This is a genomic window from Mediterranea massiliensis (assembly GCF_900128475.1).
GTDB classification, from domain to species: domain Bacteria; phylum Bacteroidota; class Bacteroidia; order Bacteroidales; family Bacteroidaceae; genus Bacteroides; species Bacteroides massiliensis_E.
The window spans coordinates 371480-388676 of sequence record NZ_LT635837.1 but is presented as its reverse complement, the minus strand read 5'-3'; the positions used below and the strand labels follow the sequence as shown (position 1 = coordinate 388676).

The following is a 17197-nucleotide window of genomic DNA, read 5'->3' as shown; positions in this document are numbered from 1 at the left end:
GAGATAAAAATACTGAATGCTTAAATATTAGTTTCATGAAAACCACTCCATTTACTGAAAAACATATCTCGCTGGGTGCCAAGATGCACGAGTTTGCGGGATATAATATGCCGATTGAATATTCGGGCATCATCGACGAACATCTGACCGTATGCCACGGTGTGGGCGTCTTCGACGTGTCGCACATGGGCGAATTTTGGGTAAAGGGTCCGCATGCGCTGGATTTCCTCCAGAAGGTAACCTCCAACAATGTGGCTGCTCTCACTCCCGGCAAGGTGCAGTACACTTGTTTCCCTAACGAAACGGGAGGCATTGTGGACGACCTGCTGGTCTATTGTTACGAACCCGAAAAGTATATGCTGGTTGTGAACGCGGCCAACATAGAGAAAGACTGGAACTGGTGCGTGTCCCACAATACCGAAGGGGCCGAGCTTGAAAACGCTTCCGACCGCATGGCCCAGTTGGCCGTACAGGGCCCGAAAGCCATTCTGGCCTTGCAGAAACTGACGTCCATCGATTTGTCGTCACTGCCTTATTACACCTTTACCCACGGCGAGTTTGCGGGTGAGAAGGATGTCATCATTTCGAATACCGGCTATACGGGAGCCGGTGGCTTTGAGTTGTACTTCTATCCCGAAGCTGCCCTGAAAATCTGGGATGCGGTGTTCGAGGCCGGTGCTGAGTTTGGCATCAAGCCCATTGGCTTGGGAGCCCGCGATACGCTTCGCCTGGAGATGGGCTTTTGCCTGTATGGCAACGACATCGATGACACCACATCGCCCATCGAGGCCGGCCTGGGCTGGATCACCAAGTTTGTGGACGGCAAGAACTTCATCAACCGTCCGATGCTGGAGAAGCAGAAGGCCGAAGGTGTGGCCCGCAAGCTGGTAGGCTTTGAGATGATAGACCGAGGCATTCCCCGTCATGGATACGGACTGATGGATGCGGAAGGTCATCCGATTGGTATGGTGACTTCGGGTACCATGTCTCCCATGCGAAAGATCGGTATCGGTATGGGGTATGTGAAGACCGAATTCAGCAAGCCTGGAACGGAAATCTGCATCGATATGCGCGGCCGCAAGCTGAAGGCTGTAGTCGTGAAGCCGCCTTTCCGGAAGTAAGTTCTGGGTAGAAGTCTTGTTTGTCCGGCTTAAAGCAATCGTTTGTCCAGCTTAAAGCAGGGCTTTACCCAGCTTAAATGATTCATTTGGGCTGGGCAAACAAGCGCTTTAAGCTGGGTAAAGGGATGCTTAGGTTCATCATTAATAAAAAGAAAAGAGGATGCGCAGGTGCGCATCCTCTTTTTTAGTCTTTTCAAATAAAGAAATGATTATTTCTTCTGGCTCTTGGCGTAGCGGCTCATGAACTTGTCTACGCGACCGGCTGTATCGACCAACTTGGACTTACCGGTGTAGAACGGGTGGGAAGAGCTGGAGATTTCCAGTTTTACCAACGGATAAGTTTCGCCTTCGAATTCGATTGTCTCTTTCGTGTTGACAGTAGAACGAGACAGGAACATGTCGCCATTCGACATATCTTTGAATACTACCGGACGGTAATTTTCGGGATGAATACCTTTTTTCATTTCGATATTGTTTTTAATTTTTTATTTCGGTTACTATATGCTTGGTAACAAATAGTGGTGTGTAATGGTCTTTTTAACTTTTCAGGGTGCAAAGATAGTGCTATTTATTGAAACAGAAAAAAAGTTTGCTGAAAAAATAGGTTTATCTCGTTTTATTTCTTTCTTTTGCAGCCGAAACCATTCGCATAATTATGAAAAAACTATTCTTCCTAATGACTCTCTGCCTCTTTGCCGTCGGCGTGGGGGCGCAGAACGGAAAGCGCGGCTTGTATAGCGTGGCGTTCTACAATCTTGAGAATCTGTTTGATACCATTCACGATGCCGGCAAGAACGATTATGATTTCTTGCCAGGGGGCAGCTACAAGTGGACATCGCAGAAGTATGAAGCCAAGCTGGCGAATATGGCACGGGTGCTTTCGTCCCTGTCGCGCGACGAGGTGCCCCAGGGACCGGCCTTTATCGGTGTGGCCGAAGTGGAGAACGACCGGGTGCTGACCGACTTGCTGGAGCAGCCTTCCCTTTCCCAATACAAGTTTATCCATTACGAAGGGCCTGACAAGCGGGGTATCGACTGTGCCTTGCTTTACGACCCGCAGCAATATGAAGTGACGGCTTCCAGGCTGGTCTTGTCCGAACCCTATCAGGGCGACACGGTACACCTGACGCGCGGCTTTCTGATTGTGGACGGGCGGATGGCCGGTGAGCGTGTCTGTGTCATCGTCAACCATTGGCCTTCGCGCGGTGCCAAGTCGCCGGTGCGGGTGCATGCAGCCCGCCAAGTACGGGCGCTGGCCGACTCCCTGCAACGCAGCGACCGGAGGCTGAAGCTGATCGTGATGGGCGACATGAACGACGACCCCATGGACGAGAGTATGCAGACGCTGGGCGCCTGCAAGTATAAAAAAGAGGTGAAGAAGGCCGATTTCTATAATCCGTGGTGGGAAACCCTGCAGGACGACGGGGTAGGTACCTTGCTGTATCGGGGTAAATGGAACCTGTTCGACCAGATAGTTCTGTCAAAACCTTTGCTGAAAAAGCGCAGGGGATTGCGTTATGACCATCATGAAGTGTTCCGCCGCGATTACCTCATCCAGCAGGACGGCAAGTACAAGGGTTCGCCCTTGCGTACCCACGGCGGCCGTACGTGGCTGAACGGTTACAGCGACCACCTGCCTACCATCATCTATCTGAAGAAATAAGTCGCATGCCGATTTTCGGATCGGGTTTGCAACGTAGACATTGCAATCTTTTGTTAAAACTCTTCAAACACATGAAAAATTTTTGTTTTTCTTTGTGTTCGGAGAGTTTTTTTATAGACCTTGTGACCGCTTTTTAAAGGAGAATGTGTACTTTTGCACAGAATTTGATTCACTAACAATAAACTTTTAAACAAAATGGTTAATTACAAAGATTTAGGTCTCGTAAACACCAAAGCGATGTTTGCGCGTGCCATCAAGGGCGGTTATGCCATTCCGGCATTCAACTTCAACAATATGGAGCAGTTGCAAGCCATCATCAAGGCTTCTTCTGAGGAGAAGAGCCCGGTTATCCTGCAGGTTTCTAAGGGTGCCCGCAACTATGCCAACCAGACTTTGCTGCGCTACATGGCCGAAGGTGCCGTTCAGTATGCAAAGGAATTGGGATGCGAACATCCTGAAATCGTTCTGCACCTGGACCACGGTGACAGCTTCGAACTGTGCAAGTCTTGTGTAGACATGGGCTTCTCTTCTGTAATGATCGACGGTTCTCATCTGCCTTACGAAGAGAATGTCGCTCTGACTAAGAAGGTTGTTGAATATGCTCATCAGTTTGATGTAACAGTTGAAGGTGAACTGGGTGTATTGGCTGGTGTAGAAGATGAAGTATCTGCTGAACATCACACTTATACAAACCCTGAAGAAGTAATCGACTTTGCTACTCGTACAGGTTGCGACAGCTTGGCTATCTCTATCGGTACTTCTCACGGTGCCTACAAGTTCAAACCCGAACAGTGCCACGTAGATCCGAAGACAGGCCGTCTGGTACCTCCTCCTTTGGCATTCGATGTTCTGGACGCCGTTATGGAGAAATTGCCGGGCTTCCCCATCGTACTCCACGGATCTTCTTCCGTTCCTCAGGAATATGTTGACATGATCAACCAGTATGGTGGCAAGCTGGAAGCTGCTATCGGTATTCCCGAAGACGAGCTGCGTAAGGCTGCCAAGTCTGCTGTCTGCAAGATCAACATCGACTCAGACTCTCGTCTGGCTATGACAGCTGCTGTCCGCAAGGTATTCGCTGAGAAACCCGCTGAGTTCGATCCCCGTAAGTATCTGGGTCCGGCTCGTGACGAAATGGAGAAACTGTACAAGCACAAAATCATCAACGTGCTGGGTTCAAACAACAAGTTGGCCGAATAATTTCTTCACCGGTATATGACAAAGGAAGCCGTCCCGACTGGGACGGCTTTTTTTATGTCTATGATTATTGGTCGTATTCTAATTAAAGGATATATGTGAAGTCTTGAATTTCAAAACTTGAAAACTCCGTTTTCACTTTGTGTTTCACTCCGTTTGCACTATCTTTGCAGTCCGAAAAATTAACGATTGCTGGAAGATGGCTAAAGCATTGACTGACCAAGAAGTGGCCTTGTTGAGAAGGAAACTTGATTTGTTGCTCCGTACAGGAAAATTATTAGTGGAGAGTGCCGCCGATACAAACCGCATTGTCCGTAACATGAACCGCGTGGCAGCCTATTTGGGACTACCCGAAGAGAAGCTGCATATCGATGTGAGTTATACCATGCTGATGGTGAACGTGAGCGACGGCTCGCATTCGTTCTCCAAGTTTCAGAAATGCGAGAAGCATGGCATCAACATGACGGCGATTTCTGAAATCAGCAAGTTGTCGTGGCGGGCCATCGAGAACGACTATTCACTGGACCAGTATGAAGAGGAACTGGAGCGCATCCGTTCAAAGAAGCGCAATTATGTGCCCTATGTGGTGGCTATCGGTGCCGGTTTTGCCTGTGGCGGATTCTGCAAACTGTTCGGCGGTGACTGGATTGCTTTTCTGTTTGCTTCCATTTGTGCTTTTGCCGGATTTCGGGTGCGTGCGCGTTGCAATGAGTTCGGTATCAATCATTATATGAGCATCGCCATTGCGGCTTTTATCTCCACGTGCCTGGCTTATATTACGACTTTTTCCGGCTGGTCGGATACTCCGTATCATCCTCTGTTGGCTTGTGCATTGTTCATTGTGCCGGGAGTTCCGCTTATCAACTTTGTGGACGATATGATAGACAACTACATACAGGTGGGCATCGTCCGGGCTGTGAATACGGCCTTGATGGTGGTGGCGATGGCATTCGGCATTGTATTGGCCATGCGTGTCCTGGTAATGGAAGACCTGGTCATCGACAGGAAATTCAGCGAACTGAGCATTGTTCCGCACGACACGTACTTGACGTATGCTGTTGCGGCAGCTATTGCTGCTATGGGCTTCTCCATGATTTTCAATATCCAGCGCCGGTTGTTGTGGGTAGTGGCCATCGGCGGTATGCTGGCTGTCTGTACCCGAAATTTCGTCAACTTCGAGCTGGGCTTCGGTCCGGTAGTAGGTTCCTTCATGGGAGCGCTGGTGGTGAGCCTGGTGGCTGTAAAGGCAGTACACTGGTTCCATGTTCCCAACCATGTGCTGACCATTCCATCGGTCATCCCGATGATTCCCGGTGTATTGATGTATCGGTCGTTGATGGCACTGATCAATATGAACGGTGTCGTGGGCGAGGTGACCATCGCGGTTTCCAACGGCATCAATGCTTCGCTCATCATCCTTTGCATATCGTTGGGCGTAGCTGTACCCAACATCTTTGCACGCCGCTACATTGCCAAGGACAGGCAGCGCTTCTTGGCTGAAGAGCTGCAGAAGCGGAAAGAACGTGGCAAGTTTATAGAATGGTAGGATTTCAAAAACGAAAGATAAATGGCTACCCGAAACGTCGGATTTGATACCGGCGTTTCGGGTAGTTTTTTTATCAGTGTACTTCTATTCGGGCCGATAGCTATATGCTATGGCTTTCCTGTTCTTCAGGGAGGCGGGGACGTCTATCAGGCGCTGGTTGCTGCTGCCGCGGAAATAAAGTGATTCGTCCCGCAGTTCCTGCCGGAAGCGGCCGTCCACCAGTACGTCTATGTATTGCAGGAGGCGGGTATACCGGGTGTTGTTCAATAGCTGTTCGAACGTATATCCTGTGTAGCACCAAATATTTTTGTTACTGTTCTCTTTGATGGCTTGGGCCAGTTCGGCAAAGCCTTCGGGCTGGAACATAGGGTCGCCTCCGCTGAACGTGACATCGGCGAAAGGGTCGTCGAGCACCTTTTGCAGGATTTCATCCGTAGTCATCCGACGTCCATGGCGGATGTCCCATGATTCGGGATTGTGACACCCGGGACAGGCGTTCGGGCATCCGGCGGCGTAGATGGAGGTGCGGAAACCCGGACCGTCTGCGGTGGTATCTTCGAGTATATCGAGTATGGAGAGCATGATTCCGGATTTATTGGTGGATGACGCGGTCGTTCAGTTCGGCCAGTTTGGCTTTGTTCCAACGGTCGGTCGTGCCGACCAGATAGCCTGTGATGCGTTGCAGGCGGTCGATGTTCGTGCTGCCGCATTTGGGGCAGGCGTCCAGATGTTCGGCCGAATTCTCGTATCCGCAATCCATGCAGCGGTTGCGGTTGTGGTTCACGGAACCATAGCCGATGTTGTAGCGGTCCATCATGTCTACTACGCGCATGATGGCTTCGGGGTTGTGGGTGGCGTCTCCATCTATCTCCACATAGAAGATGTGGCCTCCGCGGGTCAGGTCGTGGTAGGGAGCTTCCACTTCGGCCTTGTGGCGGGCACTGCATTTGTAGTACACCGGTACGTGGTTGGAGTTGGTGTAGTATTCGCGGTCGGTGATGCCGGGCAACTGGCCGAACTTCTCGCGGTCGGCACGGGTGAACTTGCCGGAGAGGCCTTCGGCCGGCGTGGCCAGGATGCTGTAGTTGTGCTGGTAGCGGTCAGAGAACTCGTTGGCACGGTCGCGCATGTAGGTCACGATTTTCAGACCCAGCTCTTGGGCTTCGGCCGATTCGCCGTGGTGTCGTCCGGTGAGGGCTACCAGACACTCGGCCAGACCGATGAAGCCGATGCCCAAAGTGCCCTGGTTGATGACGGAGGCTATGGTGTCGTTTGGCTTCAGCTTTTCACATCCCAGCCATAAAGACGACATCAGGAGGGGGAACTGCTTGGCAAAGGCTGTTTTTTGGAACTCCATGCGTTCGTGCAGCTGACGGGCTGTGATGTCGAGCATGGCATCCAGCTTGGCGAAGAAGCGGGCGATGCGCTCTTCCGGGTTGGCAATGTCCATGCACTCGATGGCCAGACGGACGATGTTGATGGTGGAGAACGAAAGGTTGCCCCGGCCTACCGATGTCTTGGGGCCGAAGCGGTTCTCAAAGACACGCGTGCGGCAGCCCATGGTCGCCACTTCGTGCAGGTAGCGCTGCGGGTCGTCGGCCTTCCAGTCCTCGCTCTGGTTGAACGTGGCGTCCAGGTTCAGGAAGTTGGGGAAGAAGCGCCGGGCGGTCACCTTGCAGGCCAGGCGGTAGAGGTCGTAATTGCGGTCGTCGGGCAGGTAGCTGACGCCGCGTTTCTTTTTCCAGATCTGAATGGGGAAGATGGCCGTTTCACCGTTGCCCACTCCCTGGTAGGTGCTGTTCAGCAGTTCGCGGATGATGCAGCGACCTTCGGCCGAGGTATCGGTGCCATAGTTGATGGAGCTGAACACCACCTGGTTGCCACCGCGCGAGTGGATGGTGTTCATGTTGTGGATGAAGGCTTCCATGGCCTGGTGTACGCGTGCCACGGTCTGGTTGACGGCATGCTGTACCAGGCGTTCTTCGCCCTGCAGCCCTTCGAGCGGACGTTGCAGATAGTCGTCCAGTTCTTTCTGATAGAGGTGTGAATAGTCGGCACCGTTCAATTGTTCGAGCGTCTGGATCTCTTCGATGAAGCTGTGGCGCACGTAGGGGGCCAGGTAGAAATCGAAGGCAGGGATGGCCTGCCCGCCATGCATTTCGTTTTGGGCGGTCTCCAGCGAGATGCAGCCCAGGATGCTGGCCGTTTCGATGCGTTTGGCCGGACGGGATTCGCCGTGTCCGGCAGAGAATCCATGAGTGAGGATGCGGTCCAGCGGATGCTGCACGCACGTCAGGCTCTTGGTGGGGTAATAGTCCTTGTCGTGGATATGCAGATAATTCCCCTTTACGGCGTTCAGGGCTTCTTCGCTCAGCAGGTAGTCGTCCACGAAAGGCTTGGTGGTTTCGCTGGCGAATTTCATCATCATGCCGGCCGGAGTGTCGGCATTCATGTTGGCATTTTCGCGGGTGATGTCGTTGGACTTGATATTGATGATTTCCAGAAACATGTCGCGTGTCTTGGCTTTGCGGGCGATGCTGCGCTGGTTGCGGTAGGCAATGTATTTTTGGGCAACGTCCTTGCGGCTGCTTTTCATCAGTTCCAGTTCGACCATGTCCTGGATGGCTTCTACGGTCATCTGTGAGGCGCCGCGGAAAGCAATGTGGTCCGTTATCTGGTGAATCAGTTGCAGGTCTTCCCCTTTGTCGGTGTGAAGCATGGCTTTGCGGATGGCGGTAGCGATTTTCTCTTCGTTGAAGCCGACGATGCGGCCGTCTCGTTTGATAACAGTCTGTATCATAACTATGGTGATGTTTGGGGTGATGAAATATGCTTTTTGGATGATGCAAAGTTATCAAACTTATCCGAAAGTTTTCTGTTTTGGAAAACTTTTATGTCTGTAAAAATTGTTAAGTCGTTTATAATCAGTAGGTGCATTGTTTATTTTGGAAAACTTCGTTTGTGCATATGTTTTCTAATATGGTAAACTTGATGAAATAAAAAAGCCTCCGGTATGTTCCGGAGGCTTTTCATGATATCGGTCGTATGGAGTATTATTTCAATACTTCAGCCAGCTTCTTTTGCAGGTCTTCGCCATGCAGGCCGCGGGCGATGATGGTACCTTCGCCGTCAATCAATACCGTGTGAGGGATGCTGCTTACGGCATACAGTTGGGCGCCTTCGCAGTTCCAGTATTTCAGGTCGGACATCTGCGGCCATGTAATGTTGAGTTGCTCGATGGCAGCTTTCCAGGCGTCTCCGTTCTGGTCGAGCGATACACCGACAATTTCGAAGTTCTTGTTCTTGTACTGTTTGTAGGCTTCTACCAGGTTGGGCATTTCGCGACGGCAGGGACCACACCAGCTGGCCCAGAAGTCTACCAGCACCACTTTGCCTTTTCCTACGTAGTCGGACAGCTTGACGTTCTGGCCGTCAGGTGTCTGCATTTCGAAGTCCGTGAACTTCTGACCTACGGCGGTAGCTTTCATCTTTTCTACATTGGCTTTGATTTTTGCGATGGTCTCATCGTTGTCGTATGCAGCCGGAATCTGGGGCATCAGCGGATCCAGATCTTCTACGTCCATATAGTAGAAGTTCTGTTTCAGCAGGTGGATACCTACGGCATTGGTGATGTTCTGCTTGATGGCGTCCTTCAGAATGGAGATGGATTTGTCTTGCAGTGCTTCAATTTCCTGTCCTTTGGCTTCGCGTTGCTCCTGGGTGAAGGTGGTGTCGGTCGATACGCTTTCGTAGATGGCGTTGATTTGGGCGTTCAGTCCGTTGAGCTGGCTGCGTACGGCTTGGTAGGCGTCGTTGTTGGGCGTGCCGGTAGCCGAGTCGTTGTTGCGGGTCAGGCTTACGTTGATTTTACCATTTTCCAGGAAGAAATCCATCATCAGAGGTTCCTTGTCCTGTGCGGCGTAGGTGATGTAGCGGTTGGCAGCTGTGTCCTGTACGCCTTTGAAGGTAAATGTTCCGTTGCTGATGACAGCCGAGTCGAGGCTGACGAGCTGGCGGCCTTCCACTTTTTTCAGATATACGGTATCGCCGTCAGAGGCTCCTTCTACGGTACCGGTTACGGTGTAACCTTTGTTGCCGTTACAAGCGGCCAGTACGGCAGCTGCGGCAAGCAGATAAGTAAGTTTTTTCATTGTTTCTATGGTTTTAAAATTAGCTGGGCAAAGATAGTGCAAACCGAGCGAAGTGCAAAGCGAAAACGCAGTTTTCAGCCTTGCACTTCCGAGGTGCAGCCTATCTTCTTGAAAGTAGTGCAAACCAAGCGAAGTGCAAAGCGAAAACGCAGTTTTCAGCCTTGCACTTCCGAGGTATCGCTTTTCTTCCTTTTAAATGGTTCAAGCAGGGTAAAGAAAATAACGAATTGTGAAAGATAATTACAGATGGGTGCCTGCCGGAAGAGTGGAGCGGCTATGTGTAGAAAATGGGTTTAAACCCCAAAGGGCCTATGTTTCAAACCCAAGGGGGGAATGTTTGAAACATAAGGCCTCTATGTTTGAAACATTCCCTGGCGGTACTTTTTCTGCCTTTGAATTGCGGTTGCTCTCCAAGAGTAGACGGTTGGTTATATAATTTGACACTCTAACACGGCGCTGGGGGAAATATAGAAAATAAAAATCCCTTCAAGCCGGCAAGCTTGAAGGGATGGGGTTGTTTGTTTGAAATAAGCGTTCTTTAGTTGTCCGCGTGCTTTATTCGGCAGCGGGTGCTTCAGCTTCTGCAGCCGGAGCTTCTGCAGCTTGTTCAGCGGCCTTGGCAGCTTCTTCAGCAGCTTTGGCAGCCTCTTCAGCGGCTTTCTTTTCAGCCAGTGCTTTGGCTTTTTCTTCGTTCACCTTCTTTTCGGCTTCGAGGCGTGCTTTGGCTTCAGCCTTCTTGGCTTCTTCCTGCTTTGCCTTCAGGGCAGCCAGACCGTTCTGCTTGTTGTTCTTCCAAGCTTCGAATTTGGCTTCTGCTTCTGCTTCGCCGAATGCGCCTTTGGCTACACCGCCCAAGAGGTGCTTCTTCATGTAGACACCTTCGCGGGAAAGGATGTTGCGTACTGTGTCAGTAGGCTGTGCACCTTTCAGTACCCAGTCGAGTGCGCGGTCGAACTTCAAATCTACTGTGGCAGGGTTAGTGTTCGGGTTGTAAGTACCGATTTTTTCAATAAATCTACCATCACGTGGTGCTCTTACGTCAGCAATTACGATGGAGTAGAAAGCGTAGCTCTTACGTCCATTTCTTTGCAATCTGATTTTTGTTGCCATAAATGTTTAATTAGTTAATTTGATTTGAATTATGCCATTAGCTCGTAATGGCGGGCGCAAAGGTAAGCATTTTCTTCCGGTCGGCCAAGCAAAAGTCCACAAAATGTGTGCAATACCTCCACATTTGGCCAGCCGTTGCTTATGAATACTTCCGCGGATACCTCAGCAGGATGGCCAGCAGGGCAAAGGCCCCCATGCAGAAGGGGTAATACAGATTTCCGATGATGTCCAGCGGCGAGATGGAAGCCAGCCCCGCAGCAATGAGCATCTGTGCGCCGTAGGGGATGAGGCCCTGCGTCAGGCACGAGAAGGTGTCGAGGATGCTGGCCGTCTTGCGGCGGTCCAGATGGAAACGCCGGGCAATGTCGCGGGCGATGGGGCCGGTGGTGATGATGGCGATGGTGTTGTTGGCCGTACAGAGGTTGGCGATGCTCACCAGGGCGGCAATGCTCAGCTCGGCTCCCCGCTTGCCGTGTACATGACGGGTGAGTCGGGTGATGATGAAGTCGATGCCGCCGTTGTAGCGTATCAGTTCGAGCATGCCTCCGGCGAGCAGGGTGATGATGATGAGCTCGCCCATGCCGGTGATGCCCGCCCCCATGGCTCCGAACCAGTCGAAGAACGACATGCCGGTGAGGAAACCGACGAGTCCCGTAGACACGATGCCCAGCATCAGCACAAGCATGACGTTCATGCCTGCAACGGCGGTACCCAACACGATGAGGTAGGGCAGTACTTTGATCCATTCGATGGTCTCGGTCTGTGGCGGTGCACTGACGCTCAATCCTTGAAAGACATAGACTCCCAGTACCACAATGGCTGCGGGTACCACGATGAGGCAGTTCACGCGGAACTTGTCTGTCATGACGCAGTCTTGCGTACGGGTGGAGGCGATGGTGGTGTCGGAAATGAACGACAGATTGTCGCCGAAGAAGGAGCCTCCCACGACGATGGCCGTCATATAGGCCAGGTCGACTCCGGTCTTTTCAGCCAGCCCCACCGCCACCGGAGTCAGGGCAACGATGGTGCCGACGCTGGTGCCGATGGAGAGGGAGATGAAGCAGGCAGCCAGAAAGATACCTGCCAGCAGCAGGTTGTCCGGCAGGACGTGAAGGGTCAGGTTGACCGTTGCGTCGATGGCGCCCATCTGCTTGGCGCTCTGTGCAAAGGCTCCGGCCAGTACGAATATCCAGATCATCATCAGGATATTCTTGTTGCTGGCCCCGGCAGAGAAGTGGTAGATGCGTTCCTCCAGTTTCAGGCCGCGGGTGATGGCCACAGCATAGCACGACGAGAACAGGAAGGCCACGGTGATGGGCATCTTGTAGAAGTCGTTCATCAGCAGGGAGGTCACCAGGTAGAGGCAGAGGAACACGACGAGCGGACTCAGCGCCCACCAGCTTCCCCGGCGGGATTGGATGGTTTCTTGCATAAAATGGTATTCAGTCTGTTGATGCTTTCCTTAAAGTGTCACTCCATTCTTGAAGATGGCTATTTCCTTATAACCTTTTTTCTCGTTGTTGACCAGTTCGCCGCTGGCCACACGGATGACATAGTCGATGAAGCGTTCGCACGTCTGCTGCATCGGTTCGTCTTCGAGGATGACACCGGCGTTAAAGTCTATCCATCCCGGCTTGTGCTTGGCCAGATTGGAGTTGGTGGATATCTTCATGGTAGGGACGTAAGTGCCGAAGGGCGTTCCGCGGCCCGTTGTGAAGAGAACCATGTGGCAACCGCTGGAAGCCAGTGCGGTGGCAGCCACCAGGTCGTTGCCCGGAGCCGACAGTAGATTGAGCCCCTTCGTGTGGAGGCGTTCACCATAGGACAACACTCCCTCGACGTAGCTTTTGCCACATTTCTGCGTGCAGCCTAGCGCCTTGTCTTCGAGTGTGGAGATACCGCCAGCCTTGTTGCCCGGCGAGGGATTCTCTCCGACGGGTTCTCCGTGGCTCAGGAAGTATTCCTTGAAGTCGTTGATGAGCTTGACCGTCTGGTCGAACAGTTCCCGGTTGCGGCAGCGGTTCATCAGGATGGTTTCTGCGCCGAACATTTCGGGTACCTCCGTCAGGACGGTGGTGCCTCCCTGGGCTACCAGAAAGTCGGAGAACAGGCCGAGCAGCGGATTGGCCGTGATGCCCGAGAAGCCGTCGGAGCCACCACATTTCAGTCCCACGCGGAGCTCGCTCAGGGAAACGTCCTCGCGTACATCCTGCGAAGCTTTGGCATAGAGTTCGCGCAGCAGCTTCATGCCTTCTTCAAATTCGTTGTCCACTTTTTGGGCCACCAGAAACTTGACACGGTCTGTATCATACTCATCCAGAAACTCGCGGAAGACGTCCGGCTGGTTGTTCTCGCAACCCAGGCCGACGACCAGCACGGCTCCGGCATTGGGATGGAGCACCATGTCGCGCAGTATTTTTTTGGTGTTCTCGTGGTCGTCGCCCAGCTGGGAGCAACCATAGTTGTGCGGATAGGCCATGATGGCGTCTACGCCTTTGCCGCCCGTTTCGGCACGCAGGGCTTCGGCCAGTTGGTTGGCAATACCGTTCACGCAGCCCACGGTCGGGATGATCCAGATTTCATTGCGTACGCCCACGTCGCCGTTCTTGCGGCGGTAGCCCTTGAAGGTCAGGTGCCGGTCGGCAATGTCCAGGTCTGCCTTTACCGGATGGTAGGTGTATTCCAGCAGGCCGGACAGATTGGTCTGTATGTTGTGTTCGTTCATCCAGTCGCCCTGTCTGCGGGCTTCGCGGGCATGCCCGATGGGGTATCCGTATTTGATGACGTTTTCACCTTCGGCCAGATTCTTCAGTGCGAATTTATGACCGGCCGGGATATCTTCGTTCAGGGTAATTTCCTGTCCGTCTACATTTATTTTTTCACCTGCCGACAGCGGTGCAATGGCTACCGCTACATTGTCTGCCGGATTGATTTTCAAGAACTTTGTTTCCATGTTACTGGGGTTGAGTGTTAGTTTATCGGTTTGTAGTAGAATTCGATGTTTTCCCGCGTCAGCAGGTCGATAGGCATGAAGTTGATGCGGTTGACCTCCTTCTTCAGAATCAGGTGGTCGCACAGGGTTTTGATGCCGTTGAATCCCTGCAGGGTAGGTTGCTGGGCGATGAGGAAGGAGATGGTACCTCCCTTCAGGCATTCCACATTGCGCTTCAGCAGGTCGTAGCCCATCAGGTTGAAGTCGGCGATGCCTCTCTTGTGCAGGTATTCGCCGATGATGTACGCTTTCGAGTTGAAAGTGATGCCGTTGTGCAGGGTGGGGTGGGCCTTGAAGAAATCGTCCAGCATCTGGGTGTCTTCCGTGTCGCGTTTGGCATGCAGGTCCAGTTCCCAGATGTGGCAGGTGGGGTGATGGCGTTCCATGTATTCGCGGAACCCGATTTCGCGCCTCTCCTGCTGGTTGGAGCCAACCACTCCTTCGTTTATCTTGCGGAAGATGACTATTTCAGTCGCATTCTTGCCGGCCAGCAGCATCAGCATGCGTGCGGCAAAAAATCCGCTTTGGTGGGAGTGCTGACCGAAGAACGAAAGGGCCGGCTGTTCCTGGATATTCGAGTCTATATATATATAAGGTATATGGAGCTGGTTCAGCTGCTCGACGAAGGGGCACGTATACTGGGGAGCCGTCGGTGCCAGCAGTACCCCGTCCGGCTGTTTCTCTACAATCTGTTGCGAAGCCTGTTCGAACGAGTGATAGTCATAAGGGTCGTAGTGGGTAACGTCGGCCTGGATGTTGAAGTCCGAGTAGGCAAGGGTGGCTTCGCGAATGCCTGCTTCGATGTCGGTCCAGTATTCGCTGGCTTCGTGCTGGGGCAGCAGGCAGGCGTAGGTGTACTGCTTGTTGGAGGCCAGGGCGCTGGCATACATGTTGGGCTGGTAGTCCAGTTGCTTCAGTATTTCTTCCACTCGTTTTCGGCTGGCTTCCGATACGCCGCTACGTCCGTGCAGCACCCGGTCTACGGTGCCCACCGAGACATCGGCCATTTGTGCGATATCTTTGATTCTGATTCTGCTCATCTGTTGGTTCTATTGATGGTGTACAGACTCTATTTGTGTGCGTACACAATAATAATCTTAATATTTTCGTCACAAATATATGATAATTTTTTGTATTCCAAAAATTGTTGTATCTTTGTGCCCGCACACGGAAGTATGCATGAATTCTGATGATGTAGATATAATGTGCAGATTGTCAGATGTTTGATTGCTTTTTCTTCGTGTGGATTATAATTTGAAACAAAGTATTATAAAATAACAATTTAATCCTAAAATAAAAAAGATTATGGGAAAGAAAGTCGTAACACTGGGTGAGATCATGCTGAGATTGTCTACTCCGGGCAATACTCGTTTTGTGCAGTCCGATTCGTTTGATGTCGTGTATGGCGGCGGTGAGGCCAATGTGGCTGTCAGCTGTGCCAACTACGGACATGACGCTTATTTCGTAACCAAGTTGCCGAAGCATGAAATCGGCCAGTCGGCTGTCAATGCCTTGCGCAAATATGGCGTGAAGACTGACTATATTGCCCGCGGTGGTGACCGTGTAGGTATCTATTATCTGGAAACAGGTGCTTCCATGCGTCCCAGCAAGGTGATTTACGACCGTGCCCATTCGGCCATTGCAGAAGCCGATCCTTCTGATTTTGATTTTGATGCCATCATGGAAGGTGCCGACTGGTTCCACTGGTCGGGCATTACACCGGCCATTTCGGATAAGGCTGCTGAGCTGACCCGTCTGGCCTGCGAGGCTGCCAAGCGTCACGGCGTGACGGTTTCTGTGGACCTGAACTTCCGCAAGAAACTTTGGACCAAGGAGAAAGCACAGTCTATCATGAAACCTTTGATGAAATACGTGGATGTCTGCATCGGTAACGAAGAAGATGCGGAGCTTTGCCTGGGCTTCAAGCCCGATGCCGACGTGGAAGGCGGCAAGACAGACGCCGAAGGCTACAAGGGTATCTTCAAGGCCATGGCCAAGGAGTTCGGATTCAAGTATGTCATTTCTACCCTCCGCGAATCGTTCTCTGCCAGCCACAACGGTTGGAAGGCCATGATTTACAACGGCCAGGAGTTCTACGAGTCCAAGCGTTACGATATCAACCCTATCGTAGACCGTGTGGGTGGTGGTGATTCCTTTTCGGGTGGTATCATCCACGGACTGCTGACGAAGGCCACTCAGGGTGAGGCACTGGAATTTGCCGTAGCCGCTTCTGCCCTGAAGCATACCATCAACGGTGACTTCAACTTGGTTTCTGCCGAAGAAGTGGAAGCCTTGGCCGGTGGTGATGCCAGCGGACGTGTTCAGAGATAATTTCTTTCAGAATAACCGAAAAACGATCATAGTAAAATGGCAAAATTTGACAAGATAGCCGTATTGAACAAGATAGGTTCTACGGGCATGGTTCCTGTGTTCTACCACAAGGACGCAGAAGTGGCAAAGAAAGTAGTGAAGGCATGTTATGACGGTGGTGTCCGTGCTTTCGAGTTTACCAACCGCGGTGATTTCGCCCACGAGGTTTTTGCCGAAGTGGTGAAGTTTGCTGCCAAGGAATGTCCTGAAATGGCAATGGGCGTGGGTTCTGTAGTGGATCCTGCTACTGCGGCTCTTTACATTCAGCTGGGTGCCAATTTCGTGGTAGGTCCGTTGTACAATCCCGAGATTGCCAAGGTTTGTAACCGTCGTCTGGTGCCCTATACGCCGGGTTGCGGCAGCGTGTCCGAGGTAGGTTTCGCCCAGGAAGTAGGTTGCGACCTGTGCAAGATTTTCCCGGGCGACGTACTGGGACCGAAGCTTGTCAAGGGCATGCTGGCTCCGATGCCGTGGTCCAAGTTGATGGTAACCGGCGGTGTAGAGCCGACTCAGGAGAATCTTACTTCCTGGATCAAGGCCGGTGTGTTCTGCGTAGGTATGGGTTCCAAGCTGTTCCCGAAGGATAAGGTAGCAGCTGAAGACTGGACATACATTACAGAAAAATGCAAGGAGGCTTTGGGCTATATCGCTGAGGCCAGAAAGTAATAAGCTGTATAAGCGGCCGGAGGGGAGGGTGGTTCGGTCCATCCGTCCTTCCGGCATGAATTGGAAATTTCATTTTGTTTAAAGGTGTTTAAAGGGGACGGCCATCGGAATGTCTGAAGCAGATATTTCGGTGGCTTGTTTTTATTGTTTTCCTTAAAAAATCTGTAAGGATATCCCAAAAGTGTAAACAGAGCTATTGTTCTTGAAAAATATGTTATATAACAGGTTTTATTCTGCCGAATGTTTGCAGATTGCAGGAAAAGCGCTACCTTTGCAGTGTGGTTGTGAAACCGCAGAAGACATAAAACAATAAAAGTTTTTTCATAGGCTATTTTTTAAGTGTTTTCATAGTGTATTGGATTTTTTTTTTGAGTAAAAAGA

At 51.7% G+C, this 17197-nt stretch carries 14 protein-coding genes; 6 read left to right on the top strand and 8 right to left on the bottom strand.

Annotated elements, in window-relative coordinates:
• Positions 1–35 precede the first annotated feature (35 nt).
• Positions 36–1121: a glycine cleavage system aminomethyltransferase GcvT gene (gcvT, locus tag BQ7483_RS09480; protein WP_072545720.1), complete on the top strand. Its 1086-nt coding sequence runs from the start codon at positions 36–38 to the stop codon at positions 1119–1121.
• A gap of 209 nt (positions 1122–1330) precedes the next feature.
• On the opposite strand, the gene BQ7483_RS09475 is transcribed toward gcvT, so the two are convergent.
• Entirely contained in the window at positions 1331–1585 is a 255-nt protein-coding gene (locus BQ7483_RS09475) for a type B 50S ribosomal protein L31 (RefSeq protein ID WP_022019436.1), read from the bottom strand.
• 191 nt (positions 1586–1776) lie between these two features.
• Between BQ7483_RS09475 and BQ7483_RS09470 the strand changes: the two genes are divergently transcribed.
• The 3 genes from BQ7483_RS09470 to BQ7483_RS09460 all read left to right on the top strand — a co-directional run bounded on the left by BQ7483_RS09470 (position 1777) and on the right by BQ7483_RS09460 (position 5527).
• A complete protein-coding gene (locus tag BQ7483_RS09470) occupies positions 1777–2784 on the top strand; it encodes an endonuclease/exonuclease/phosphatase family protein (RefSeq protein WP_072545719.1) in 1008 nt (335 codons plus the stop codon).
• A 195-nt stretch (positions 2785–2979) separates the two neighbouring features.
• Positions 2980–3984, top strand: coding sequence for a class II fructose-bisphosphate aldolase (locus BQ7483_RS09465; protein WP_022019438.1), 1005 nt, complete (start codon positions 2980–2982; stop codon positions 3982–3984).
• A gap of 196 nt (positions 3985–4180) precedes the next feature.
• Positions 4181–5527 carry a threonine/serine exporter family protein gene (locus BQ7483_RS09460; protein WP_022019439.1) on the top strand — a complete coding sequence of 449 codons (1347 nt, stop codon included), beginning with the start codon at positions 4181–4183 and terminating at the stop codon, positions 5525–5527.
• A gap of 84 nt (positions 5528–5611) precedes the next feature.
• On the opposite strand, the gene nrdG is transcribed toward BQ7483_RS09460, so the two are convergent.
• From nrdG to BQ7483_RS09425, 7 genes are all read right to left on the bottom strand, one after another.
• Positions 5612–6109, bottom strand: coding sequence for an anaerobic ribonucleoside-triphosphate reductase activating protein (gene nrdG / locus BQ7483_RS09455; protein ID WP_072545718.1), 498 nt, complete (start codon positions 6107–6109; stop codon positions 5612–5614).
• A 10-nt stretch (positions 6110–6119) separates the two neighbouring features.
• Positions 6120–8327: an anaerobic ribonucleoside triphosphate reductase gene (locus tag BQ7483_RS09450; protein ID WP_072545717.1), complete on the bottom strand. Its 2208-nt coding sequence runs from the start codon at positions 8325–8327 to the stop codon at positions 6120–6122.
• Positions 8328–8580: 253 nt separating this feature from the next.
• Positions 8581–9678 (bottom strand): TlpA disulfide reductase family protein, encoded by a 1098-nt coding sequence (locus BQ7483_RS09445; RefSeq protein WP_072545716.1) that lies wholly within the window; start codon positions 9676–9678, stop codon positions 8581–8583.
• A 555-nt stretch (positions 9679–10233) separates the two neighbouring features.
• A complete protein-coding gene (locus tag BQ7483_RS09440) occupies positions 10234–10788 on the bottom strand; it encodes a 30S ribosomal protein S16 (RefSeq protein ID WP_022019443.1) in 555 nt (184 codons plus the stop codon).
• Between the two features lie 139 nt (positions 10789–10927).
• Positions 10928–12220 (bottom strand): Na+/H+ antiporter NhaC family protein, encoded by a 1293-nt coding sequence (locus BQ7483_RS09435; protein ID WP_072545715.1) that lies wholly within the window; start codon positions 12218–12220, stop codon positions 10928–10930.
• Between the two features lie 30 nt (positions 12221–12250).
• Complete coding sequence (locus BQ7483_RS09430; RefSeq protein ID WP_072545714.1) at positions 12251–13741, bottom strand: UxaA family hydrolase; 1491 nt, start codon at positions 13739–13741, stop codon at positions 12251–12253.
• Positions 13742–13758: 17 nt separating this feature from the next.
• On the bottom strand, positions 13759–14820 hold the full coding sequence (locus BQ7483_RS09425; protein WP_072545713.1) for a LacI family DNA-binding transcriptional regulator: 1062 nt from the start codon (positions 14818–14820) through the stop codon (positions 13759–13761).
• Positions 14821–15085: 265 nt separating this feature from the next.
• Between BQ7483_RS09425 and BQ7483_RS09420 the strand changes: the two genes are divergently transcribed.
• A complete protein-coding gene (locus BQ7483_RS09420; RefSeq protein ID WP_022019447.1) occupies positions 15086–16111 on the top strand; it encodes a sugar kinase in 1026 nt (341 codons plus the stop codon).
• Positions 16112–16147: 36 nt separating this feature from the next.
• Positions 16148–16816, top strand: a complete 669-nt coding sequence (locus BQ7483_RS09415) for a bifunctional 4-hydroxy-2-oxoglutarate aldolase/2-dehydro-3-deoxy-phosphogluconate aldolase (RefSeq protein ID WP_022019448.1) — start codon at positions 16148–16150, stop codon at positions 16814–16816.
• Positions 16817–17197: the final 381 nt, after the last annotated feature.